17 protein-coding genes are annotated in these 25,095 nt (G+C 64.8%); 15 read left to right on the top strand and 2 right to left on the bottom strand.

Annotated elements, in window-relative coordinates; translation table 11 throughout:
- Window positions 1-94 precede the first annotated feature (94 nt).
- The 6 genes from V2L18_RS10525 (at window position 95) to V2L18_RS10500 (ending at window position 11,443) form a co-directional block, all read left to right on the top strand.
- Entirely contained in the window at window positions 95-655 is a 561-nt protein-coding gene (locus V2L18_RS10525) for a F0F1 ATP synthase subunit delta (RefSeq protein WP_336178183.1), read from the top strand.
- Window positions 655-2,187 (top strand): F0F1 ATP synthase subunit alpha, encoded by a 1,533-nt coding sequence (gene atpA, locus V2L18_RS10520; protein ID WP_336178182.1) that lies wholly within the window; start codon window positions 655-657, stop codon window positions 2,185-2,187. The genes V2L18_RS10525 and atpA overlap by 1 nt, the downstream gene beginning before the upstream one ends.
- Before the next feature lie 32 nt (window positions 2,188-2,219).
- Window positions 2,220-3,101, top strand: coding sequence for a F0F1 ATP synthase subunit gamma (locus tag V2L18_RS10515; protein ID WP_336178181.1), 882 nt, complete (start codon window positions 2,220-2,222; stop codon window positions 3,099-3,101).
- A 129-nt stretch (window positions 3,102-3,230) separates the two neighbouring features.
- Window positions 3,231-4,655, top strand: a complete 1,425-nt coding sequence (gene atpD, locus V2L18_RS10510) for a F0F1 ATP synthase subunit beta (RefSeq protein WP_336178180.1) — start codon at window positions 3,231-3,233, stop codon at window positions 4,653-4,655.
- A gap of 243 nt (window positions 4,656-4,898) precedes the next feature.
- Window positions 4,899-5,306: a F0F1 ATP synthase subunit epsilon gene (locus V2L18_RS10505; protein WP_336178179.1), complete on the top strand. Its 408-nt coding sequence runs from the start codon at window positions 4,899-4,901 to the stop codon at window positions 5,304-5,306.
- Between the two features lie 764 nt (window positions 5,307-6,070).
- Complete coding sequence (locus V2L18_RS10500; RefSeq protein WP_336178178.1) at window positions 6,071-11,443, top strand: autotransporter domain-containing protein; 5,373 nt, start codon at window positions 6,071-6,073, stop codon at window positions 11,441-11,443.
- Between the two features lie 352 nt (window positions 11,444-11,795).
- Here the strand turns inward: V2L18_RS10500 and pnp are convergent, their stop codons facing one another.
- On the bottom strand, window positions 11,796-13,913 hold the full coding sequence (gene pnp, locus V2L18_RS10495) for a polyribonucleotide nucleotidyltransferase (RefSeq protein ID WP_336178177.1): 2,118 nt from the start codon (window positions 13,911-13,913) through the stop codon (window positions 11,796-11,798).
- Between the two features lie 350 nt (window positions 13,914-14,263).
- Window positions 14,264-14,533: a 30S ribosomal protein S15 gene (rpsO, locus tag V2L18_RS10490; protein ID WP_336178176.1), complete on the bottom strand. Its 270-nt coding sequence runs from the start codon at window positions 14,531-14,533 to the stop codon at window positions 14,264-14,266.
- 640 nt (window positions 14,534-15,173) lie between these two features.
- Here rpsO and V2L18_RS10485 point away from each other — a divergent pair.
- The 9 genes from V2L18_RS10485 to V2L18_RS10445 all read left to right on the top strand — a co-directional run bounded on the left by V2L18_RS10485 (window position 15,174) and on the right by V2L18_RS10445 (window position 24,991).
- Window positions 15,174-15,941, top strand: a complete 768-nt coding sequence (locus V2L18_RS10485; RefSeq protein ID WP_336178175.1) for an ABC transporter ATP-binding protein — start codon at window positions 15,174-15,176, stop codon at window positions 15,939-15,941.
- Window positions 15,938-18,334: an FtsX-like permease family protein gene (locus V2L18_RS10480; RefSeq protein ID WP_336178174.1), complete on the top strand. Its 2,397-nt coding sequence runs from the start codon at window positions 15,938-15,940 to the stop codon at window positions 18,332-18,334. The genes V2L18_RS10485 and V2L18_RS10480 overlap by 4 nt, the downstream gene beginning before the upstream one ends.
- A gap of 5 nt (window positions 18,335-18,339) precedes the next feature.
- The gene (locus V2L18_RS10475) at window positions 18,340-19,554 is read left to right on the top strand and encodes an HlyD family efflux transporter periplasmic adaptor subunit (RefSeq protein ID WP_336178173.1); all 1,215 of its coding nucleotides are present in this window, start codon (window positions 18,340-18,342) and stop codon (window positions 19,552-19,554) included.
- A 73-nt stretch (window positions 19,555-19,627) separates the two neighbouring features.
- Window positions 19,628-20,386, top strand: a complete 759-nt coding sequence (locus V2L18_RS10470) for a sulfate transporter family protein (protein ID WP_336178172.1) — start codon at window positions 19,628-19,630, stop codon at window positions 20,384-20,386.
- A 235-nt stretch (window positions 20,387-20,621) separates the two neighbouring features.
- Window positions 20,622-21,020 carry a succinate dehydrogenase, cytochrome b556 subunit gene (gene sdhC / locus V2L18_RS10465; protein WP_336178171.1) on the top strand — a complete coding sequence of 133 codons (399 nt, stop codon included), beginning with the start codon at window positions 20,622-20,624 and terminating at the stop codon, window positions 21,018-21,020.
- A 24-nt stretch (window positions 21,021-21,044) separates the two neighbouring features.
- The gene (sdhD, locus tag V2L18_RS10460; protein ID WP_336178291.1) at window positions 21,045-21,419 is read left to right on the top strand and encodes a succinate dehydrogenase, hydrophobic membrane anchor protein; all 375 of its coding nucleotides are present in this window, start codon (window positions 21,045-21,047) and stop codon (window positions 21,417-21,419) included.
- A gap of 4 nt (window positions 21,420-21,423) precedes the next feature.
- Entirely contained in the window at window positions 21,424-23,283 is a 1,860-nt protein-coding gene (gene sdhA, locus V2L18_RS10455; protein ID WP_336178170.1) for a succinate dehydrogenase flavoprotein subunit, read from the top strand.
- A 27-nt stretch (window positions 23,284-23,310) separates the two neighbouring features.
- Window positions 23,311-24,168: an FkbM family methyltransferase gene (locus tag V2L18_RS10450; protein ID WP_336178169.1), complete on the top strand. Its 858-nt coding sequence runs from the start codon at window positions 23,311-23,313 to the stop codon at window positions 24,166-24,168.
- Window positions 24,169-24,211: 43 nt separating this feature from the next.
- Window positions 24,212-24,991, top strand: coding sequence for a succinate dehydrogenase iron-sulfur subunit (locus V2L18_RS10445; protein ID WP_336178168.1), 780 nt, complete (start codon window positions 24,212-24,214; stop codon window positions 24,989-24,991).
- The last annotated feature ends 104 nt before the right edge of the window (window positions 24,992-25,095 follow it).

Here is a 25,095-nt window from a genome sequence, read left to right as displayed (position 1 = left end):
GGTATCGCCAAAAATATTCCTTCAAATTCAAGTCCCTACCCGAGATTATGCGCTTGGATGGGGACTTGACGCGCGTCAGCAGAGCACGGACACGGTGACAGACAACCTCTCCCTCGTCTCAGGTGTTGCTAAGCGGTACGCCTCCGCCCTTTTCGAGCTCGCCGAAGAGCAGAAGGCGGTGGAAGCGACCGAGGCCGACATCGCGAACCTGGAAAAGCTCCTTAGCGACAGCGAAGATCTGATGCGGCTGGTTCGCAGCCCCGCGTTTTCCGCCGAGCAACAGATCGGAGCCATGGGCGCCGTTCTCGATAAGGCGGAGATCGGTGGGCTGACCGCCAATTTCGTCAAGCTGGTGGCGTCCAACCGCCGCCTTTTCGCGCTTCCCGACATGCTTCGCGGCTTTCACGAGCTCGCGGCCGCCCGGCGGGGCGAGGTCACCGCGGAGGTCGTTTCGGCAGCCGCGCTCGATGAAGCGAATGTCGATGCCCTCAAGGCCGCTCTGAAGAAGGCCATGGGCAAGGATGTGAAGATCAATGCGACCGTCGATCCCTCGCTGATCGGTGGTCTTATCGTCAAGGTCGGCAGCCGGATGATCGATACGTCCCTGCGGACCCGCTTGAATTCTCTCAAAATCGCGATGAAAGAGGTCGGCTGATGGATATTCGGGCCGCGGAAATCTCCGCCATCCTCAAGGACCAGATCAAGAACTTCGGCCAGGAGGCCGAAGTTTCCGAGGTCGGCCAGGTGTTGTCCGTCGGTGACGGTATCGCCCGCGTCTACGGTCTGGACAATGTGCAGGCCGGCGAGATGGTCGAGTTCCCGGGTGGTATCCGGGGCATGGCGCTGAACCTTGAGACGGACAATGTCGGTGTCGTTATCTTTGGCGATGACCGCACCATTAAGGAAGGCGACACGGTCAAGCGGACCGGCGCCATCGTGGACGTGCCGGTCGGCAAGGGGTTGCTTGGCCGCGTCGTCGACGGTCTCGGCAACCCGATCGACGGCAAGGGCCCGATCGAGGCGACCGAGCGCCGCCGCGTCGACGTGAAAGCGCCCGGCATCCTGCCGCGCAAGTCGGTGCACGAGCCGATGTCGACGGGCCTGAAGGCGGTCGACGCGCTGATCCCGATCGGGCGTGGCCAGCGCGAGCTGATCATCGGTGACCGTCAGACCGGCAAGACCGCGATCATCCTCGACACCTTCCTTAACCAGAAGCCGCTGAACCAGGGCGACGACGAGAGCGTGAAGCTCTACTGCATCTACGTCGCCGTCGGTCAGAAGCGCTCCACCGTCGCGCAGTTCGTGAAGACGCTGGAAGACCAGGGCGCTCTGGAATATTCCATCGTCATCGCCGCCACCGCATCCGATCCGGCGCCGATGCAGTACCTGGCGCCGTTCGCCGGCTGCGCGATGGGCGAGTTCTTCCGCGACAACGGCATGCACGCCGTGATCGGCTACGACGACCTGTCCAAGCAGGCCGTGGCCTACCGCCAGATGTCGCTGCTGCTCCGTCGTCCGCCGGGACGTGAAGCCTTCCCGGGCGACGTCTTCTACCTGCATTCCCGTCTGCTGGAGCGTTCGGCCAAGCTCAACGAGGACCACGGTTCGGGTTCTCTGACCGCGCTTCCCGTGATCGAGACCCAGGCGAACGACGTGTCGGCCTACATCCCGACCAACGTCATTTCGATCACCGACGGTCAGATCTTCCTCGAGACGGATCTGTTCTTCCAGGGCATCCGTCCGGCGGTGAACGTCGGCCTGTCGGTGTCGCGGGTGGGCTCCTCGGCCCAGATCAAGGCGATGAAGCAGGTTGCCGGCCCGATCAAGGGCGAACTGGCGCAGTACCGCGAAATGGCGGCGTTTGCCCAGTTCGGTTCCGATCTGGATGCCACCACCCAGCGTCTGCTGAACCGTGGTGCGCGCCTGACCGAGCTTCTGAAGCAGCCGCAGTTCTCGCCGCTGAAGACGCAGGAACAGGTCGCCGTGATCTATGCCGGCGTGAACGGTTATCTCGACAACCTGCCGGTCGACAAGGTCGGTGCGTTCGAGCAGGGTCTTCTCACCTACATGCGCGGTGAGCAGAAGGCCGTTCTGGACGAGATCTGGGAGAAGAAGGCGCTGAACGACGAGCTGACGTCGAAGCTCAAGTCGGCCGTCGAGCACTTCGCCAAGACTTTCGCCGCCTAACCAACCGCTAAGGACCGGGATCGGGAGCGCCTATGGCGTCACTCAAGGACCTACGAAACCGTATCGCCTCCGTTAAGGCGACGCAGAAGATCACCAAGGCCATGCAGATGGTGGCCGCGGCGAAGCTGCGTCGCGCCCAGGAGGCGGCGGAGGCCGCACGGCCCTATGCGGAACGCATGGACGCCGTGCTGGCCAATCTGGCGGTCGCCTTTCAGGGCCGTCATGACGCGCCGACGCTGATGAGCGGCACGGGCAAGGACGACGTCCATCTTCTGGTGGTGGCGACGGCCGACCGTGGCCTCTGCGGCGGCTTCAACAACTCCATCGTCAAGCTCGCCAAGGAGCGGGCGCGTCGCCTGATGGCCGACGGCAAGCAGGTCAAGATCCTGTGCGTCGGCAAGAAGGGCTTCGACATCCTGCGCCGCGACTACGGCAAGCTGGTGATCGACACGATCGAGCTGCGCGAGGTCAAGAAGATCGGATTCACCCACGCCGACGAGATCGGAAAGCGCGTGCTGTCGCTGTTCGACGCGGGTGAGTTCGATGTTTGCACCTTGTTCTACGCGAAGTTCCAGTCTGTGATCTCGCAGGTGCCGAGTGCCCAGCAGGTCATCCCGGCCAGCGTGCCGGAAGGCGCGGAGACGGTCGATCTCGGCGGCGCGGTATACGACTACGAGCCGGACGAGGCGGAGATCCTGCAGGACCTGCTGCCGCGCAACGTCTCGGTGCAGATCTTCCGGGCGCTGCTCGAGAATGCGGCGTCCGAACAGGGCGCGCGCATGTCCGCGATGGACAACGCGACGCGCAACGCCGGTGAGATGATCGACAAGCTGACGACGAGCTATAACCGCCAGCGTCAGGCCCAGATCACCACCGAGCTGATCGAAATCATTGCGGGCGCGGAAGCGCTCTAGGGTGTGCCGCGTTCGCTTGAATGCGGACAAGACGCCCCGGCACTAAGGAATCGGGCAACGTGTCCGCCGCCAGGTGATCCCACCTGACCGGCGGGTTGCCCAGACCGGATTTGAGACGAGGAACTCGTGATGGCTGACAAAAAGGTCGGAAAAGTCACCCAGGTCATCGGCGCCGTCGTCGACGTCCGCTTCGAAGACCACCTGCCCGAAATCCTGAACGCCCTTGAGACGGAGAACCAGGGTTCGCGCCTGGTGCTCGAGGTCGCGCAGCATCTGGGCGAGAACACGGTCCGCACCATCGCCATGGACGGCACCGAAGGTCTGGTGCGCGGCCAGGAGGTCGTGGACACCGGCGGTTCGATCGCCATCCCCGTGGGCGAGGGCACGCTGGGCCGCATCATGAACGTGATCGGCCAGCCCGTTGACGAAGCCGGCGAGATCAAGGCGGAAACCACGCGCGGCATTCACCAGCCGGCTCCCGAATACGTCGACCAGTCGACGGAAGCGGAAATTCTGGTGACCGGCATCAAGGTCGTGGACCTGCTGGCGCCTTACGCCAAGGGTGGCAAGATCGGCCTGTTCGGCGGCGCCGGCGTGGGCAAGACCGTTCTGATCATGGAGCTCATCAACAACGTCGCGAAGGCGCACGGCGGTTATTCCGTGTTCGCCGGCGTCGGAGAGCGTACCCGTGAGGGCAACGACCTCTACTGGGAAATGATCGAGTCCGGCGTGAACAAGGAAGGCGGCGGAGAGGGCTCCAAGGCCGCTCTCGTCTACGGCCAGATGAACGAGCCCCCGGGGGCCCGTGCCCGCGTCGCGCTGTCCGGTCTGACTGTGGCCGAGCACTTCCGCGACCAGGGCCAGGACGTGCTGTTCTTTGTGGACAACATCTTCCGCTTCACCCAGGCCGGCTCGGAAGTGTCGGCGCTTCTGGGCCGCATTCCTTCCGCCGTGGGCTACCAGCCGACGCTGGCGACCGACATGGGCGCCATGCAGGAACGCATCACCACGACGAACAAGGGTTCGATCACGTCCGTGCAGGCCGTCTACGTGCCCGCCGACGATCTGACCGATCCGGCTCCGGCCTCCACCTTCGCCCACCTCGACGCCACCACGGTGCTTTCCCGTGCGATCGCCGAAAAGGGCATCTACCCGGCCGTGGATCCGCTGGATTCCACCTCGCGCATGCTCGATCCGCGCATCATCGGTGACGAACACTACAGGGTCGCCCGTCAGGTGCAGGAGATCCTCCAGCGCTACAAGGCGCTGCAGGATATCATCGCCATCCTGGGCATGGACGAGCTGTCGGAAGAGGACAAGCTGACGGTGGCCCGCGCCCGCAAGATCGAGCGCTTCCTGTCGCAGCCCTTCTTCGTCGCCGAAGTCTTTACCGGTTCGCCCGGCAAGCTCGTCGACCTCGCCGACACCATCAAGGGCTTCCAGGGCCTTTGCGCCGGCGAATACGATCACCTTCCGGAAGCGGCCTTCTACATGGTCGGTTCGATCGAGGAAGCGGTCGAGAAGGCGCAGAAGCTGGCCGCCGAGGCGGCCTGATAGGGCACGCTCCGGCCGAGCCCGACGCCTATGGCGGCGACGGGCGGAGCCGAAAGACGAGAGCGCCGGAGCGGCCAGATGCTGGCATGACGCCCCGGCCGATTTCCAGGGCACGTTCCGGGCGGACTTGTCAGTCCGCCCGCGGGCAATGTGTCTGAAATATTGATCTGAAATGATTTCCTGTCGCCCGGGCGGTCCGGTTCGATGGACGGGAAGTCGGTCCAGGAACGAACGAGGCTTGCCATGGCGGAACCGTTTCAGTTCGAGCTCGTCTCGCCGGAACGCCTGCTGATTTCGGAGAAGGTGAACGAGGTGGTCGTGCCGGGCACCGAGGGTGATTTCGGCGTTCTCAAGGACCACGCGGCGATGATGTCGACGATCCGGCCCGGTTTCATCACCGTGAAACACGTCGACGGGCGCGAGAGCAAGCTCTACATCGTCGGCGGTTTCGCCGACGTGACGCCGAACGGGCTGACGATCCTCGCCCAGGAGGTGACCGACGTCGCAGACATTAAGGCCGAGCACATTGCCGAGCAGATCCGCAATGCGGAAGAGGATTTCGCCGACGCCAAGGGCGACGACCAGCGCCTGGCCGCGGCAACCAGGCTCGACAATCTGAAGAACATGCAGAGCGCGCTGGCAAACGCCTAGGGCGCCTTCGGCTCGGGCGGTCGTCCCGACTGCGCGACAAGACGGCGGTTTTGGACGCTATGCTGAGGAAGCCGTGTGCGTCAAAAGCGTTGGCCATGATGCCGCGACTTTCGAACGCGCAGTTAGGCGCGTCGAGTGCGGCGCCAAGCGGATAGACAAAGAGACATTTCATTTTCGCGCCCCCGGATGGATCCATCCGGGGGCGTTGTGCTTTCGGGCCGTTGACAATCTCCGGCGCCGCAATTTTCCGACAGCATCAGTTTCTCCGCCTGTCGTCCGCAGGAGGCGACGACGTGGTTCGGAACAAGGCCGCCGGCACCAAAGTTGCGACCGGCCCCGGTATTGAGTGCCCGCAGTTGTTTTTGACCCGAAATGTTTCTGCAGCACCGGTCACCGGAGCCGCATATGTTTCTCGGCAGACGTGAACCTGGCGAGATTGTGGCAGAACGGCAACCCCAGCGCGAATAGTCCGTCGGCTCCCGCCATCGCGCTTGACGCAGCGGCCCGCCCGTTGAAACATCCGACAAACTGTGAAGTGGGCAGAAATATCCGTGCGGCGCGAAGAATATCAATAATCAGGCTCGTGCAAGAACGGTGTCGACCGCGCCGGAGGAGGCGGGCTGCGTGGTCAGTTCAGGGCGACCGGGCAATTGGCCCGACGTTGCGGCTCAGAAACAAATTCACTTCGCCTCCACTGCGAATTGCTATCGGAAGGATTGCGGATGACCGGGGCCAGACGCGTACTTGCTGTTATCGGAGTGCTGATGGCGGCCATGTTGGCGACGGCGCACTCAGCCACGGCACAGCCGACCTTCAGCGCGCAATTCTCGCCGAGTTCCATCGCGGAAGGCTCCGAATCCCGGCTCATCTTCACCATCACCAATTCCGACGCCTCGCCGGTGACGGGGATGACGTTTTCGAACGTTCTGCCCGCCGGAGTGACCCTGGCGAGCGAACCGCGCGGTGACACGACCTGTACCGATGGTATCGTCACGGCGACCGCAAGCGATTCCTTCACTTTCGAAGGCAACGGCGCACCGAACGGCGCCAGCCTGGGGGCGAATCAGAGCTGCACCGTTTCGCTGTACGTTACCGCCGCAAGTGCGGGCAGCTACAGCAACGTTTCGGGAAGCCTCACCTCCAGTGCCGGCAACTCCGGTACCGCCTCGGCAAGCCTGACGGTGGATGCCGCCCGGCTGCAGTTCGACATGTCGTTTTCGCCCAGTTCCGTCTCGATCGGCGGTGCCTCGACGCTCACCTATACGATCACGAACCCGACTGCTTCGGTCGTGACCTCCGTAGGGTTCACCAACACGCTGCCGACCGGACTGCAGGTGGCCTCTCCTAGCGGCATAAGCACAACCTGCACGGGGGGCTCGGCGACCGCGACCGCGGGGTCGCAAACGGTTCAGCTGGCCGGCGGTTTCTTTACAGCGGCCACCTCGTGCACGGTGAGCGTGGACGTCACGAACAATGCGGCCGGCACATTTGTGAACTCTGCAACGCTGACTTCGTCCTTGGGCTCCTCCGGCGAAGCATCCGCAACCCTTGTCGTCAATTTGCCCACGGGTGAGATCACGCTGATCAAGCAGTTCGCGCGCACCTCCGTTGCGCCCGGCGGCACGATCGACATGACCTTCACGCTGAACAACACCAATTCGTCTTCCCAGGCGACGGCGATTTCCTTTACCGACGACCTCGACGCGGCGCTGAGCGGCATGACGGTCTCGGCGCTGCCCGCCGCTGGCTTCTGCGGCCCCGGATCGCAACTGACCGGTTCCTCCACATTGACACTCTCCGGCGCGAGCCTCGATTCGCGTACGAATTGCTCGTTTACGGTGACGCTGGACATTCCGGCCAGCGCGTCCGCCGGCACTGTGACCAACACGACGAGTTCGGTTTCCGGTACGATTGCCGGTTCCCCGGCCTCCGGCGACCCGGCATCGGCGTCTTTCAAGGTCATCACGCAGACGCCGGTGATGACCAAGTCGTTCACCGACGACCCGGTCGCTGCCGGCGGCACGGTGACGCTCGAATACCAGATCACCAACCCCGACAGCTCGAATGCGCTGACGAACATCGCCTTCACCGACAGTCTCACGGCGATGGCAAACGCGACGGTTAGCTCCGGCACCGGCAGCAATCTGTGCGGCTCGGGGTCTTTCGTATTCACCCAGGAAATCAGCGGCACGCCGTCGGTGGTGCTTTCCGGTGGCAATCTGGCAGCCGGGGGCTCCTGCACCATATCTTTGTCGTTGAGCTTGCCGGCCAACGCGCCCCCAGGCGACTTTGTTTCCACCTCGAGCGACGTGACGAGCGACAACGGCACGGGTGAGCCGGCCTCTGATACTCTTCAGGTTTCCGCCCCGGCGCTCGATCTCAGCCTGGTCAAGACCTTCACGGACGATCCCGTCCGTCCCGGAGATACGGTGACGCTGGAATTCACGCTGCGCAACGAGAGCGAAGCGGCGAGCGTGACAGATATCGCCTTTACCGACGATCTGGACGCGATGCTTTCCGGCGCGGTTGCCACGGGGCTGCCGGCCGGCGACGTGTGCGGATCGGGTTCTACCCTGACGGGCACTAGCTCTATCGCGCTGGCGGGCGGTGTCCTGGCGCCCAGCGGTGTCTGCACCTTTTCCGTTACCGTGCAGGTGCCGGGCGGTGCGGCCGCGGGGTCCTACCCGAACACCACATCGGATGTGAGCGGCGATGCCGGCAGCGGCATCGTGACCGCCACGGGATCCGCGGCGAGCGACACGCTCGTGGTCTCCGACGTCATCGCGGTGACCGGAACCAAGAGTTTCACCGACGATCCGGTCACGGCGGGGGCCGTCGTCACCCTGCAATATGTCCTGACCAATCCGAACACCGCCGACGACGCGACGGGAATCGCCTTCACCGACAACATGGAAAGTCTGGGGCTGCCTTCGCCGGGACTCACGCTGTCCGGTTCGCTGCCGGCTGATCCGTGCGGAACGGGCTCTGCCTTGTCGCTCTCGGGCGGCACGACGGGTACGCTGAGCCTTACAAGCGGCAACATCCTGGCCGGCGACTCGTGCACCTTCGCCGTTCAGTTCACGGTTCCCTCCAACGCGGCGGCGAACAGTTACGGCAGCACGAGTTCGACGATCAGCTCCACCGTCGCCAGCACCGCGCTGACCTCGTCGTCCGCCATGGCGGACACGCTGAGTGTCTCCTCGCCCTACGAGAACATCGCCTTCTCCAAGAGCTTTACCGATGATCCGGTGGAGGCTGGCGGCACGGTGTCGCTGCAATTCGTGCTCGATAACAGCGTCAATTCCGTTGCGCTCGACAGCGCGACATTTACCGACGACCTGACCCAGATGGGCTTTGCCGCGAGCGCCACGGCCGATTCGGGAAGCTGCACCGGCGGCGGCACATGGAACGTGACCGGCACCACGAGCATCAGCGCCAGCGTCTCAAACCTTCCCGCCGGGGCGACCTGTACCTTCTCCGTCGCCGTGGCGATCCCTTCCGGTGCGCCTGCGGGCATCCACACCAACACCACCAGCACGGTCGCCGTGAATATAGGCGCCGGCTCCGGCACGGTTGCCGCGGCAAGCGACGAACTGACCATCACGCCGGCGAACGTGACGCTGCAGAAGAGCTTCTCCGGCGATCCGGTCCTGCCGGGCGGCACTTTCTCGGTCACCTACACGATCCTCAGCCCGGCTTCCGGCAGCGCATTGTCAGACATCCGTTTCTCTGACGACTATGACGGCGTGCTCTCGGGTCTTGCCGTCTCCGGTGCCCTGCCGAGCAATCCGTGCGGCGGCGGCTCCACCCTGACGGGGACCACGGCGATCCAGCTTTCCGGCGGCAGCCTCAATCCGTCCGAGACCTGCCAGTTCACGGTCAACCTATCCGTTCCCACGAACGCGACGCCGAATACCTATACCAGCACCTCAAGCGCGCTCTTTGAAACCGCAACCCAGATCGCCGACCCCGCCAGCGACACCTTCGAGGTGGCGAACCCGGCCGACAACGTCACCTTCTCGCTGTCCTTCACGGACGATCCCGTGGCGCCCGGCGGAACTGCAACGGCGCAATTCGCCATTTCCAATCCCGACGCGACATCAAGCGTTTCCGGGCTCGGTTTCACCATGGCCGTCGACAGCGTGATTTCGGGAGCGACGGTCTCCTCCGCAACGCCGGCGGCCCCCTGCGGCGGTGCGGTCGTGTCCGGCTCTTCGACCCTGAGCTTTTCCGGCGGCTCGCTCGCCGCCGGTGCGAATTGCACCTTCACGGTCACCCTTTCGGTGCCGCTCGCCACATCTTCCGGCAACTTCAGCTTCTCAACCAGCGCCTTGTCTGCAACGGCGAACGCGACGGCGACGACGGTTGCCGCAGCCAGCGACACGCTTGTGGTCGGCAATGCGCCTCAGTTTTCCGTCACGGCCGGCGATTTCGACACGAGCGGCACCGTCGGCGGTCCCTTCAACGGAACCCGTGACTACGTCATCTCCAACACCGGCAGCTTCCCGCTCAGCTACACCGCCGTCGCGAGCCAGACCTTCATCGGCCTGTCCTCCAGCGGAGGCACGATCCCGGCCGGCGGCAGCCAGACCGTCACGGTCTCGATTACGGCCGTGGCCAACGGCTTTTCTGCCAGTTCGACGCCTTACACGGGGACGGTGACCTTCACCAACATCAGCGCATCGGGCACGCCGACCGAGGTGCGCAACGTGAACCTCACGGTCCAGGACCTGGGGGCGGTGACCGTCGTTGTGAACTCCGACGAGGGCGACGGTTCCTTCACCTTCACCTCTTCCGCGAGCGCGTTGAACGGTCTGGTCGTCACGACCTCGAGCGGGTCCGGCAGTTCCGTGCCGGTGGACATCGTGGCCGGCACCTACACGCTGTCCCTGCCGAAGAGCGGCATGCCGGAGGGCTTCGGGCTCTCCGCCATCTCGTGCACGGAGACAGGCGGCACGTCGAACAGCTCCACAAGTCTCGGCTCTGCCACGGCAACCATTACGGTGGAAACGGGCGAGGCCATCACCTGCACCTTCACCACGGCCAACTCGCGCGACCGCACGACCGCGATCATCAACCGGTTCCTGCACAAGCGCGTGGACCTGATCCTGTCGAACGAGCCCGGCCAGAACCGTCGCATCGACAGGCTTCGCAATCGCTTCGGCGGCGGTGCGAGCGGTACGGGGACGCCGTTCGACGTGACCGCCACCCAGGCGGGCACCGGTGGCGTTGCCATGGCGTTCGAGACCTCAGTCTCGCAGATCCGCGCAGCCTATGCGGCCCAGGACCGCGCGAAGCAGGCGCTCATCGCCACCTCGGGCGTCTTTGCGCACAATCCGAGCGGCGTTGCGCCGGAGGAGACCCTGTGGGACGTGTGGTTCCGCGGCTCGTTCACATGGTTTGAGGACAATTCGGACGGTTCCGACAGTGACGGCACCTTCGCCATCTTCCACGCGGGGGCGGATTATCTTCTGACCGATCGGATCCTCGTCGGCGCTCTGGTCCAGCTCGACTATCTCGATCAGGACTTCACGACGATCGGCGCGAATGCCAACGGCATCGGCTGGATGGCCGGTCCCTACGCGACTGTGCGGCTGACCAACAACCTCTACCTCGACACGCGCGCTGCCTGGGGCACCTCCTCCAACGAGATCAGTCCCTTCAACACCTACACGGACGATTTCTCGACGACCCGCTGGCTGGTGCGCGCCGGGCTCATCGGCGACTGGACCTTCGGCGCCTGGGGCTTCCGGCCTTCCGCCAACGTCGCCTACATGCAAGAGACGCAGGAAGCCTATACCGACAGCCTCAACGTGGAGATCCCGGAACAGACGGTTGGTGTCGGCCAGCTCGATTTCGGTCCCGAGATCTCCTACACCTACCAGACCGAGAGCGGCTACATGATCGCCCCCTCGGCCAAGGTGACCGGCATCTGGAACTTCAAGCGCGACACCTATGGCGTCACCACGACGACGAGTTCGGCAGGCGTGGAGATGCGCGCGAAGGCCGAGTTCGGCCTCAACGTGCGCATGCCGAGCGGTGTGCGGGTGGAGGCGAACGGCTCCTACGACGGCATCGGCGCGGAGGACTACAATGCCGTCTCCGGTCAGGTGAAGCTTTCCGTGCCGCTCAACTGAGAGGCACGGCCATCGCGGGGAGGGGCGCCGCGCCGCACTGTCCCCCGCGTGCTTTCATTTCGAATTCTGCTGCTGCGTTGCGAAACGACCGGACAGTCAGCCGTATCGAACGCCCAGATTGAGTGTCGGGGCTGCGCGCGTGTGTTGCGGGCCGGCAAACTCCCGCGACCCTCGCTCGTTTCAGACCGAAAGGCAGCGCCGGCCCCTGATCCGGCAACAGGATATCCGTGGCGCGTGAGCGCTTTCGGTGCTCTTTCCTTCGCGCAACTCGTCCCCAATCCCGAACAAGAAAAAAGGCCGGAGCGTCGCCGCTCCGGCCTTTTATGTCCTGCAGTTGATCAGCGGGCGCGGATCACGCGTCCTGCTTGATCTCCTCGCCGGTCTCCTGGTCGACGACCTTCATGGAGAGGCGAACCTTGCCGCGGTCGTCAAAGCCCATGAGCTTGACCTTGACCTTGTCGCCTTCCTTGACCACATCGGTGGTCTTGGCGACCTTGTGCGGGGCGAGCTGGGAGATGTGGACCAGACCGTCCTTGGCGCCGAAGAAGTTGACGAAGGCGCCGAAATCGACGGTCTTCACAACGGTGCCCTCGTAGATCTGCCCCACTTCAGGCTCGGCCGCGATGGAATTGATCCAGTTGATCGCCGCCTGGATCGCCTTGCCGTCGGAAGAGGCCACCTTGATGGTGCCGTCGTCGGCGATGTCGATCTTGGCGCCGGTCTTTTCCACGATCTCGCGGATGACCTTGCCGCCCGAGCCGATCACTTCGCGGATCTTGTCGACCGCGATCTTGATCACCTCGATGCGCGGTGCGAACTCGCCGAGCTCGGTGCGGGCCTCGCCCAGCGCCTTGCCCATCTCGCCGAGGATATGCAGGCGGCCTTCCTGGGCCTGGCCCAGCGCGACCTTCATGATCTCTTCGGTGATGCCGGCGATCTTGATGTCCATCTGCAGCGCGGTGACGCCTTCCGACGTGCCGGCGACCTTGAAGTCCATGTCGCCGAGGTGATCCTCGTCGCCGAGAATGTCGGAGAGCACGGCGAACTTGTCACCCTCGAGCACGAGGCCCATGGCGATGCCGGCAACCGGACGCGTCAGCGGAACGCCCGCATCCATCAGCGACAGCGAGGTGCCGCAGACGGTGGCCATCGAGGACGAGCCGTTCGACTCGGTGATCTCGGAAACCACGCGCAGCGTGTAGGGGAAGTCGTGATGGGCCGGCAGCATCGGATGCACGGCGCGCCAGGCGAGCTTGCCGTGGCCGATCTCGCGGCGTCCGGGGGAGCCCATGCGGCCGGTCTCGCCCACGGAGTAGGGCGGGAAGTTGTAGTGCAGCATGAAGCGTTCTTTGTAGGTGCCGGTCAGCGCGTCGACGAACTGCTCGTCGTCGCCCGTGCCGAGGGTGGCAACCACAAGGCCCTGCGTCTCGCCGCGGGTGAACAGCGCGGAGCCGTGGGCGCGCGGCAGGATGCCGACTTCCGACACGATCGGGCGGACCGTCTTCAGGTCGCGGCCGTCGATGCGGGCACCCTCGTTGAGGATGCGGCCGCGAACGATCGAGGCCTCGAGCTTCTTGAACAGGTCGGAGACGACGTTCTTGTCCGGGGCGTTCTCGTCGCCCTCGACGATCACGCCGGCCATGACCTTGTCCTTGGCGGCTGCGACCAGGTTCTGGCGCTCGATCTTGTCGGCGACCAGGAACGCGGCGGCGAGATCGGTCTCGGCGATCTCCTTGACCTTGGCGTAGAGCTCGTCATGGGAGGGCACGACATGCTCGCGCGGCTCCTTGGCGGCCTTCTCGGCCAGACGGATGATCGCGTCGATCACCGGCTGGAAGCCCTTGTGGCCGAACATCACGGCGCCGAGCATGACTTCCTCGGAAAGCTCCTTGGCTTCCGATTCCACCATCAGCACCGCATCGCCCGTACCGGCGACGACGAGATCGAGCTCGCTCTCGGCCATGTCGTCGATCAGCGGGTTCAGCACGTACTCGTCGTTGACGTAGCCGACGCGCGCACCGCCGATCGGGCCCATGAAGGGAACGCCCGACAGCGTCAGAGCGGCCGACGCCGCGACCATGGCGAGGATGTCCGGGTTGTTCTCCAGGTCATGGGAGAGAACGGTGATGATGACCTGGGTGTCGTTCTTGTAGCCTTCGGCGAAGAGCGGGCGGATCGGACGGTCGATCAGACGGGAGACGAGGGTCTCGTTTTCCGAAGGACGCCCCTCGCGCTTGAAGAAGCCGCCGGGGATCTTGCCGGCCGCGAACGCCTTTTCCTGGTAGTTCACGGTCAGCGGGAAGAAGTCGAAGCCGGGCTTGGGCTGCTTGGCGGAGACGACGGTGGCCAGCACCTTGCTCTCGCCATAGGTGGCCATCACGGCACCGTCGGCCTGGCGGGCGACCTTGCCCGTCTCCAGCACCAGCGGGCGTCCGCCCCACTCGATTTCTTCGCGTTGGATATCAAACATATGGCTTGTCCTTTCCAGGAGGGCCCCGTTGCGGGGTGCCCCTGAATGCGACCGGCCCGCCGCGGCTTCGCCGCTGGCTTGGAAAACCGGTCGGTTCCTCTCAAATCCGGTCCGGACCTGCGCCTCGTGGCGCAATGTTCCGATCCGGGTTCTCAGACGAGCCATGGGCAAGACGGCAAGAAGCTTTTCGCACGCAAAACGTGGGTGAAAAGCATCCGGCGATCTCGCCCCATGGCCCTCCGGGTTCGGTCCCGGACTGCGGCGGGGCAGGTTGACCTGCATCGCCGGTTTCCAGGGCCGGATATGAACGCAGCGGGCACATGGCCCGCTGCCTCATCGTCCGCGCGCGACTAGCGGCGCAGTCCGAGCCGCTGGATCAGGCTCTGATAGCGCTCTTCGTCCTTGCGCTTGACATAGTCAAGCAGGTGACGGCGCTGGCTGACCATCTTCAGGAGGCCACGACGGGAATGGTTGTCCTTGGCGTGGGTCTTGAAGTGCTCGGTCAGGTTGGTGATCCGCTCGGTCAGAACGGCGACCTGGACCTCGGCGGATCCGGTATCACCGTCTTTGGTCGCGTATTCCTTGATCAGTTCCTGCTTGCGTTCAGGCGTGATCGACATCGGTTTTCCTTCTTCGTTCGGTGGGAAGCGGCGAGCGCGGGCGAGCCCGTCGCAAAGCGTGCCTCCGGATTGAGGGTCGGACGCCGATCGGCTCGCGCCGGATCGGGGGTCCTGCGGTCAAACCCCAGGCCTGTGCCGGGATGTCGTCCAGCACGGTCTGGCGGGGGAGAACGGCGCGGCCCCTCGTGGGGAACGGCCTCTTCCGGTTCGCCGGGAAATGATCGCCGGCCGCTTCTGGCTGGCCGCGATCCGTGGCCGGAACCATAAGGGTCCCGATTGCGCGCGGAATATGACCGACAAGCGCTCACATTTCCAGCGATTTGTTGGCAGCGCCTTCACATTCGGGCGAAGAGCCGGACACGGAAGCCTCCGATGCGGGGGCGGAACAGAAAAACAGGGGCCGGCCCATCGGCGAAGATGACGAGGCTGCGCGATCTTCGCCCGCGGTCCCGAACCGGCAGGGCCGAAACGTCAGGTCTGACGCAAACACCGTCACGCCGAGTGCGTCAATCGCGTGATTGCTCCCGCATCTTCCTTAAGGTTAGGTTTAGGTTGGGGCATACGTCGAACCCCGGGCTCGTGTCGGGGAGCTTTCGCGAGGGACGACGCGCGCGGCGCTGGCAACGGGAACGGCGGCGGGATGGTTTCGGGCATCACCAGTGCGGACAAGGCCGGGCCGGATGGTTTCCCCCATGCCGCCGGGCGACGGGTGGCACTGTCCGTACGTGGCCTGACCAAGGTCTACGGTGTGGGCGAACTCGCCGTCCATGCGCTCGCCGGCGTCGATCTCGATCTTTACGAGGGCGAGCTCGCGGTGCTGCTGGGGCCATCGGGCAGTGGGAAGTCCACTCTCCTGAACATCGTCGGCGGTCTTGACCGCCCGACACGCGGCGAAGTGATGTTTGATGGACATGACATCACCCGTCTCGATGATGCGGGCCTGACCCGCTATCGGCGTGACCACGTCGGCTTCGTCTTCCAGTTCTACAATCTGGTGCCGAGCCTGACAGCGGAAGAGAACGTCATGCTGGTGACCGAAATCGCCGCCCATCCCATGACGCCCGCCGAGGCGCTCGCGATGGTCGGGCTGAAGGACCGGCGGCATCATTTTCCCGCACAGCTTTCCGGCGGCGAGCAGCAGCGCGTGGCGATTGCCCGTGCCATCGCCAAGCGACCTCGCATCCTGTTGTGCGACGAGCCCACCGGCGCGCTCGACAGCCAGACCGGCGTGATCGTTTTGGAGGCGATCGAGCGCATCAACCGCGAACTCGGCACCACCACGGCGCTGATTACCCACAATGCGGGCATCGCCGCCATGTCCGACCGGGTCATCCGGCTGGCCGACGGCGCCATCGTCGAGGTCGCGGAAACGCAGGCCAAGCTTTCGGCTCGGGAGGTGAGCTGGTGAGCGGCCCGCGCCTGTCCCGTCTGGGCCTGCTGTCTCCGCTCGATCGCAAGCTCCTTCGGGATCTCGGCCACATGAAGGGGCAGGTCTTCGCCATCGCGGTGGTCATCGCCACGGGCGTCGGCGTGCTTGTCATGTCGCTCGGCAACATCCAGTCGCTGCGCGCCACGGCCGATGCCTATTATGAGCGCTATCGCTTCGCCGATGTCTTTGCCCAGGTGAAGCGTGCGCCGATCCGGCTCGCAGACCGCATCCGCGCCATTCCGGGCGTGCAGACCGTAGAACCCCGCATCGTGCGCTACGCCACGCTCGACATGCCCGGCTTTACCGAACCGGTCACCGGGCTCCTGAGTTCGCTTCCCGGCGGCGGCCAGCCGTTGCTCAACCGTCTCGCAATCACCGAGGGCCGTCTTCCGGATCCGGCCACCCCCGAAGAGGCGGTCGTCAACGCCCGTTTCGCCGAAGCGCATGCACTCCATCCCGGATCCCGGTTCAAGGCTCTCATCAATACGCAGAAGCGCAGCTTGCGCGTCGTCGGCGTCGCGCTGTCGCCCGAGCACAGCTATGCGATCGGCCCCGGCATGCTGATGCCGGACAAGGCGCGCTACGGCATCGTGTGGATGGGCGAGAAGTCGCTGGCCGGCGCCTTCGATCTGGACGATGCCTTCAACGACGTCAGCCTGTCGCTGTTGCCGGGTACGGATCCGGAAACGGTGATCGCGCGGCTCGACCTGCTCACGGAGCGATACGGCGGCACGGGCGCCTATGCCCGCAAGGACCAGCAGTCGAACTGGTTCCTGATGAGCGAGATCGACCAGCTCGGCACCATGGCCGTGGTGCTGCCGTCGATCTTCCTTGCGGTCGCCGCCTTCCTGACGAACATGGTAATCGACCGGTTGATCGCAACGGAGCGTGGCATCATCGGTCTCCTGAAAGCCTTTGGCTACTCGCATCTGGAGATCGGCTGGCACTACGTGAAGTTCGTGGTGCTGATCACCGGCGCCGGCATCGGGCTCGGGGCCGGTCTCGGCATCATGCTCGGGCGCTACAACGCGGCGCTCTATGCCGATTTCTACGCCTTTCCCTTTCTTGTCTTCCGGCCGGAACCCGACAGTTTCCTGATCGCCGGCGGGGCAAGTCTTGCGGCGGCACTCATCGGCACCGCCTTTGCCGTCATGCGCGCAGCACGTCTGGCGCCCGCAGAAGCCATGCGCCCGCCGGCGCCGCCCTCCTTCGGCCGTTCCGCGCTTGCGCGCTCGCGCCTTGCTCTGCTGCTCGACCAGCCGACGCGGATGATCGTGCGGCAGGTGTTGCGCTGGCCCCTGCGCTCCGGCTTGACCGTGCTCGGCATCGCCATGTCCGTCGCCGTGCTGATCATCGCCTTGCAATGGGAGGATTCGGTCTCCGAGATCATGGAAATCGAGTTTAAGATCTCGCAACGCCAGGATGCGACGGTAAGCTTGGCCGAGGTACGCGGGCGCAGGGTGCGCGAGAGCTTCGCCGCCATGCCGGGCGTTCTGGCGGTGGAGGGAGAACGGTCCATCGCGGTGCGTGCGCGAAACGGACCGAGGTCCAAGCGTATTGCGGTCACCGGACTTGACCCGGATGCCAGCCTGCACCGTCTCTTCGATACTGCGAACCGTCCCGTCCCGCTGCCGCCGGAGGGGCTGGTGATCTCCACCAAGCTCGGCGAGATGCTTGGGGTGGGCGTGGGCGACGCGGTGGAGCTGGAGGTGCTCGAAGGGCGTCGCCCGACGGTATCTGTCCCGGTCGTCGCGACTTTCGAGACCTATTTCGGCTATCCCGCCTACATGCGGCTCGAGGCGCTCAACCGGTTGATGCGCGATGCGCCGGTCGTCGGCGCGCTGCAGATCCTTCTCGACCCGCGCCACGAGGCCGCGCTGTTCGCCGCGCTGAAGGAGACGCCGGCCGTCGCCTTCGTCACGTTGCGCAGGGCTGCGATCGACATGTTCCAGGAAACCATGGCGGAAACGGTCAGCATCTTCACCGGCATCTTTTCCGCCTTCGCCGCGTCTCTTGCCATGGGGGTGGTCTACAATTCCGCCCACATCTCGCTTTCCGAACGTGCGCGCGAACTCTCCACGCTCCGGGTGATCGGCTTCACCCGTTTCGAGATTTCCTACATCCTCATCGGCCAGAGCCTGCTTCTGACCGTGATCGCCTTGCCGGTGGGGTGCGTGATCGGAACCTGGCTCGCCCATCTGATGACGGCGGCCTTCGATACAGAGCTTTATCGCATTCCCGCGGTGATCGAGCCCTCCACCTACGGCTATTCGAGCCTGCTGGTCCTGGCCTCCGCGCTCGTTTCCGCAATGCTCGTGCGCCGCCGCCTCGATCGTCTCGATCTTGTCGCTGTGCTGAAGACCCGGGAGTAGACCTGATGTCCGTCGCCCTTCGCCGCGTCCTGCTTTGGGGAACCCTTTTGGCGCTGGTGGCCGCGGCTCTCTTCTTCACGCTCAGGCCGCAGCCGGTTCCCGTCGATTTCGTCACGGTCGCCCGCGGGCCGTTGCAGGTCGCGGTGGAGGCGGAGGGAGAGACGCGGATCCGCGACGTCTACCGGGTGTCCGCCCCCGTCACCGGACGGCTGACGCGCATCAAGCTGGAGGCCGGCGACACGGTTGAAGCCGACAGGACGCTGGTTGCCGAATTGCAGCCGATCGATCCGGGGCTGCGCGACATGCGCACGGAGGCGGAGCTGCGCGCGGCGGTGCAGGCGGCGGAAGCGGCCCTCGCCCTGGCCGAAGCCAATATCGACAGCGCCCGTGCCGAACTCGGCTTCGCCGAAACCGATCTCGACCGCGTGCGCCGTCTGGCGGCGAGCGAGACCGTTTCCAAACGCCGGCTCGACGAGGCGGAGCTGTCGTTGCGAAAGGGGCGCGCGGCGCTCGCCCAGGCGATCGCGACGGCCAACATGCGCCGCTTCGAGCTGGACCGCGCCCGCACGCAGCTCCTGAGCACGGCGGAGGCCATCGGACAGCGTGATTCGTGTCCCTGCGTTCCCATCCGTGCGCCGGTAAGCGGCAAGGTGCTGCGCGTGCTGCAGGAAAGCGAGGTCGTCGTTCAGGCGGGCACGACCTTGGTGGAGGTCGGCGATCCGCGCGATCTGGAAATCGTCACCGACCTGCTGTCGGCCGATGCCGTCAAGGTGCAGGCCGGTCAGGAGGTCGTCATCACCGACTGGGGTGGGGACGAAGCGCTCGCCGGACGGGTGAAGCGGGTGGAGCCGTTCGGTTTCACCAAGGTTTCCGCGCTCGGCATCGAGGAGCAACGGGTCAATGTGGTGATCGAGCTGACCGGGCCGCCGGAAACCTATGCCCGGCTCGCGCACGGCTTTCGGGTAGAGGTGGCGATCGTGCTGTGGAAGGCGGACGACGTCGCCCGCCTGCCGCTGACCGCGCTCTTCCGCAAGGGTGATCGCTGGATGGTGTTCAAGGTGGAGGACGGGATCGTTCGGCAGGTGCCGGTCGAAACGGGCCACGGCAACGGCCTTGCGGTGGAGATCGTCGGCGGCGTGCGCGCCGGCGACACTGTGGTCGCCCACCCCAGCGACCGGGTCGTCGACGGTATCGCGGTGCAGCAGCGCGAAACGGAATAGCCAAGCGCGCGCCCAATCACCCGATCGCGACGCCCGATCCGGACGCTGCCCGACCAAACGACCCGTCGCGCTTGTGCGCGGGGCCGCCGGCTCCTATGTCAGCCGGACATCCTTCACCGATGACGGGGTCTCCATGCTGTCCCTTGCCGTGCGCTCCATCGCGCAAGTCCTTTCCCCGCCCTTCCGCGCCATCCTGTGGAAGTCGCTCGGCATCACCATCGCGCTGCTGGTCGTCATCTGGCTTGCCATCGAGTGGGCTGTCACCCATCTGGTCGACATCTCCGCTTATCCGTGGGCGGACACGGCGCTCAGCGTCGTGACCGGCATCGGCGCCTTCATCGGTCTCGGTTTCCTGATCGCTCCCGTCGCCACCGTCTTCGTCGCGCTCTATCAGGACGAGATCGCGGAGAAGGTGGAAGTCGCCGATTACCCGTCCGACCCGCCGGGCCGGGCCATGCCGATCATTCCCTCCATCCTGCTCTCGGTGAAGTTCTTCGGCATCGTCATCCTCGGCAATATCGTCGCCCTCCTGCTGTTGCTGATACCGGGCGTCAACGTCGTCGCCTTCTTTCTGGTCAACGGCTACCTGATCGGCCGCGAATACTTCGAATTCGCCGCCATGCGGTTCATGCCGGCGGCCGACGCGCGTCGGCTGCGCAAGGCGCATGGCGCGGAGGTCTTCGTCGCCGGCCTGATCGTCGCCGCCATTCTCGCGGTCCCCGTCGTAAACCTGCTCGCGCCGATCTTCGGCACCGTCTTGATGGTGCATCTGCAAAAGCGCGTCGCAGACCGTCTCTCGGGTCGTCCGGGGAGGCGCGTTCCGTTTAGGTAAACTGTTCGGTATTCTCGCGGTTTTTGTCCGGTCCTGCGCTTTTGGGGGGCAGCCGGGCAAGGAGGCGGCGCGCTCCGCGAGGTAAGGTGACGAGGCTGCCTCAGGTGTATGCTATTTCGTATTATGTTTGCCTAAGACGAACGCAGGCTTTGACGTGCGCGTACGATGGGGCTAGAACGACCACCGAAATAATCCTGAATTTGCTTACGCTTACGTAAGCGGAAAGGATCGTTGCATGTCGCAGATCGACGTCAAGGCCGCCCGGCCGCTGTCGCCCCATCTCCAGATTTACAAACGCATCCTGACGATGGTCATGTCGATCCTGCACCGGATAACCGGCGCGGGGCTCTATTTCGGCATGGCGCTCGTCGCCTGGTGGCTGGTCGCGGTCGCCAGTGGTCCGCACTACTACGATTTCGTCACCGGCCTTTTCGGTTCGATCCTCGGCTACCTGGTGCTGTTCGGCTTCACCTGGGCGCTGATGCATCACATGCTCGGCGGCCTGCGCCATTTCCTGTGGGATACCGGGCGCGGCATGGAGCCGGGCGTTCGTGACAAGATCGCGCTCGCCAACATTGTCGGTTCGATCGTCCTCACCGTCGTGGTGTGGGTCATCGCTCTCGCCGTCGCCTGATACGCAAGGACCAAGCTCATGAGCATGCGCACGCCCCTTAGCCAGGTCCGCGGACTGGGATCCGCCCGCGAAGGCACCGAACATTTCTGGCGCCAGCGCGTCACGGCGCTCGCCAACATCCCGCTGACCATCTTCTTCGTCGTCCTGCTGATCTCGCTGCAGGGCGCCGACCATGCCACCGCCGTCGCGGTTCTCGGATCGCCGATCGTGACGATCTTCATGCTGCTCGCCGTCATTTCGGTGACCTGGCACATGAAGCTCGGCATGCAGATGATTCTGGAGGACTACGTCCACGGCGAGTTCGCCAAGTATGTCTGGCTGATGGCCAACATCTTCTTCTGCGCGTTCGTCGGCATTGCCTCCGCCTTCGCGCTTCTCAAGATCAGCTTCGGGGTCTGAGCCAATGTCCGCATCCCAATCGAGCGCACCGGCAGCCGGTGGCCGCGCCTACAATTACGTCGATCATCACCATGACGTGGTCATCGTCGGCGCCGGCGGCGCAGGGCTTCGCGCGACCCTCGGCATGGCCGAGCAGGGCCTGAAGACGGCCTGCATCTCAAAGGTCTTCCCGACCCGTTCGCACACGGTCGCGGCCCAGGGCGGCATCGCCGCCTCGCTGGTCAACATGACGCCCGACAGCTGGCAATGGCACATGTACGACACGGTGAAGGGCTCCGACTGGCTCGGCGATACCGACGCCATGGAGTATCTCGCCCGCGAGGCACCCGCCGCGATCTACGAGCTGGAACACTACGGCGTGCCCTTCTCGCGCAACGAGGAAGGCAAGATCTATCAGCGCCCCTTCGGCGGCCACATGCAGAATTTCGGCGACGGCCCGCCTGTGCAGCGCACCTGCGCGGTGGCCGACCGTACCGGCCACGCCATCCTGCACACGCTCTACGGCCAGTCGCTGAAGAACAACGCCGAGTTCTACATCGAGTATTTCGCTCTCGATCTGATCATGTCGGACGACGGCGTGTGCCAGGGCGTGGTGGCCTGGGATCTCGACACCGGCACCATCCACCGCTTCAACGCCAAGATGGTGGTTCTGGCGACCGGCGGTTACGGCCGCGCCTATTTCTCCTGCACCTCCGCCCACACCTGCACCGGCGACGGCGGCGGTCTGGTGGCGCGTGCGGGCCTGCCGCTGCAGGACATGGAATTCGTGCAGTTCCACCCCACCGGCATCTATGGCGCCGGCTGCCTCATCACCGAAGGCGCGCGTGGCGAGGGCGGATACCTGACGAATTCTGAGGGCGAGCGCTTCATGGAGCGCTATGCGCCCTCGGCCAAGGATCTGGCCTCGCGCGATGTGGTCTCGCGTTGCATGACCATCGAAATCCGTGAAGGGCGCGGTGTCGGTCCGAAGAAGGATCACATCTTCCTGCACCTCGACCACCTCGATCCCGCGCTGCTGCACGAGCGGCTTCCGGGCATCTCCGAATCGGCCAAGATCTTCGCCGGTGTCGACCTCACCAAGGAGCCGATCCCGGTGCTGCCGACCGTCCACTACAACATGGGCGGCATCCCCACGAACTACTGGGGCGAAGTGCAGCGCGGCGAGGGCGTCGGCCCCGACAACGTCGTGCCGGGCCTGATGGCTGTCGGCGAGGCGGCCTGCGCTTCGGTGCATGGCGCCAACCGTCTGGGCTCCAATTCGCTCACCGATCTGGTGGTCTTCGGTCGCGCCGCGGCGATCCGCGCCGGTCAGGTAATCGACCGCAAGGCCCCTGTGCCGACGGCCAGCGAAGCGGCGCTCGACAAGATCATGTCGCGCTTCGATCGCCTGCGCCATGCCAACGGCAGCCAGCCGACAGCCGAGCTTCGCGAGAAGCTGCAGCGCACCATGCAGGAAGACGCCGCCGTGTTCCGCACCCAGGAGAGCCTGGAGCAGGGCTGCCAGCGCGTCTCCGCGCTGTGGAAGGAACTGCCGGACGTGAAGGTCTCCGACCGCTCATTGATCTGGAACTCCGATCTCGTTGAGACGCTGGAGCTGGAAAACCTGATGGCGAACGCCATCACCACCGTCTACTCCGCCGAGGCCCGCAAGGAATCGCGCGGCGCGCATGCCCGCGAGGACTTCAAGGACGGCCCGTTCGACGGCCGCGACGACGAGAACTGGCGCAAGCACTCGATCGCCTGGGTGAACGAGGCGGGCGACGTTAAGCTCGGCTATCGTCCGGTGGTGACCGAGCCGCTGACCAAGTTCGAGGACGGCGGCATCGACCCGAAGAAGATCGCGCCCAAGGCGCGCGTCTACTAGAGGTTGGATGAGGTGAGCCCCCGGGGCGTGCCTGTGCAGATCGATACGCTGTCGCCGTTCGGGACCTACCCGGCCGGCGGCATCGACAGGCTGGCCTGGCGGCTGATCGACGGCGGCGGCTTTCGGGCCGCGTTGCGTCACCGGGCGGGACGGCTGATCGGCCGGATGTTTCCCGGCCCCTTCGATGCGGAGGTCGACGGACTGAAGTTCCGCCTCTATCCGGGCGAGAACTACGACGACCGCAAGATTCTGGCGCGCCAGCGCCTGCCCGAGCGCGAGGAGCATGCGCTCGTGGGCAACCTGTTGAAGCCCGGCGCCGTGTTCGTCGATATCGGCGCCAATGTCGGCACCTACACGCTCTTCGCCGCACGGTGCGGGGCACGTGTTCTGGCGATCGAGGCGGCTCCGGCCACGGCCGAGAAGCTCGCCTTCAACATCGCCGCCAACGAATGGGCAAACGGGCTTGGGCGCATTCACGTGGCGCGCACGGCGGTGGGTGCCGAACCGGGACGGCTGACGCTATGGTCGTCGGCAACCAATTGCGGCTTCGCCACGCTTGCCGGCGAATTCGCCGACGGTCAGGCGGGAACGTGGACGGCCGAGGAAGTCCCGGTGCGTCCGCTCGCCGACGTTCTGGACGAGGCCGGCATCGACCGGCCGGACGTGATGAAGATCGACGTGGAGGGCTTCGAGGACCGGGTTCTTCTGCCCTATCTCGAGGCGACGCCGCGGGCGCAATGGCCGCGCGCGGTGCTGATGGAAACGAACTGCAGCGCGGCCTGGAAACGGGATCCGCGCGAGACCCTGACGGCACATGGCTTTGCGGTTCAGGGCCGGACGGACGACAATGTCCTGCTGGTCGACCGCGAAAGCGATGCAACCTGAGACGGCCGGGACAATGATCCCCGGTTCAAGCGGAGCATAGGAAATGGTTCAGCTGACGCTTCCCCGGAACTCGAAGGTCAAGACGGGCAAGGTCTGGGACAAGCCCGCCGGCGCGACCAATCTGCGCGAATACCGGATCTACCGCTGGAGCCCGGACGACGACGAGAACCCCTCCATCGACACCTATTACGTCGACACCGACGATTGCGGGCCGATGGTGCTGGACGGCCTCATCTACATCAAGAACAAGATCGACCCGACGCTGACCTTCCGCCGGTCCTGCCGCGAGGGCATCTGCGGTTCGTGTGCGATGAACATCGACGGCACCAACACGCTGGCCTGCACCAAGGGCATGGACGAGGTGAACGGCCCGGTCAAAATCTACCCGCTGCCGCACATGCCGGTGGTGAAGGATCTGGTGCCGGACCTCAACCTGTTCTACGCCCAGCACCGTTTCATCGAGCCATGGCTGAAGACCGTCTCGCCGACGCCGGAGACGGAGTGGCTGCAGTCCCACGAGGACCGCGCCAAGCTCGACGGTCTTTACGAATGCATCCTGTGCGCCTGCTGCTCGACCTCGTGTCCGAGCTACTGGTGGAACGGTGATCGCTACCTTGGGCCCGCGATCCTGCTGCAGGCCTATCGCTGGCTGATCGACAGCCGCGACGAGGCCACCGGCGAGCGCCTGGACGCGCTGGAAGATCCCTTCCGCCTCTACCGTTGCCACACCATCATGAACTGCTCGCAGGCCTGCCCCAAGGGCCTCAACCCGGCCAAGGCGATTGCGGAAATCAAGAAGATGATGGTGGAGAGAAGGGTGTAAGTTGGTTCCAAAGATCAAATCGAAGTCCGGGCACTCAGAGATGCCCGGACTCGCATAGTTTTTGTTCTTTATCTTCGGGAGGAAGATAGAAGAGAATGTGAGCT

The organism is Breoghania sp. JC706, from assembly GCF_037026715.1.
Taxonomy (GTDB): Bacteria; Pseudomonadota; Alphaproteobacteria; order Rhizobiales; family Stappiaceae; genus Breoghania.
Note: the sequence above shows the minus strand (reverse complement) of the source record. Positions and strands in the feature narration are given on the sequence as shown.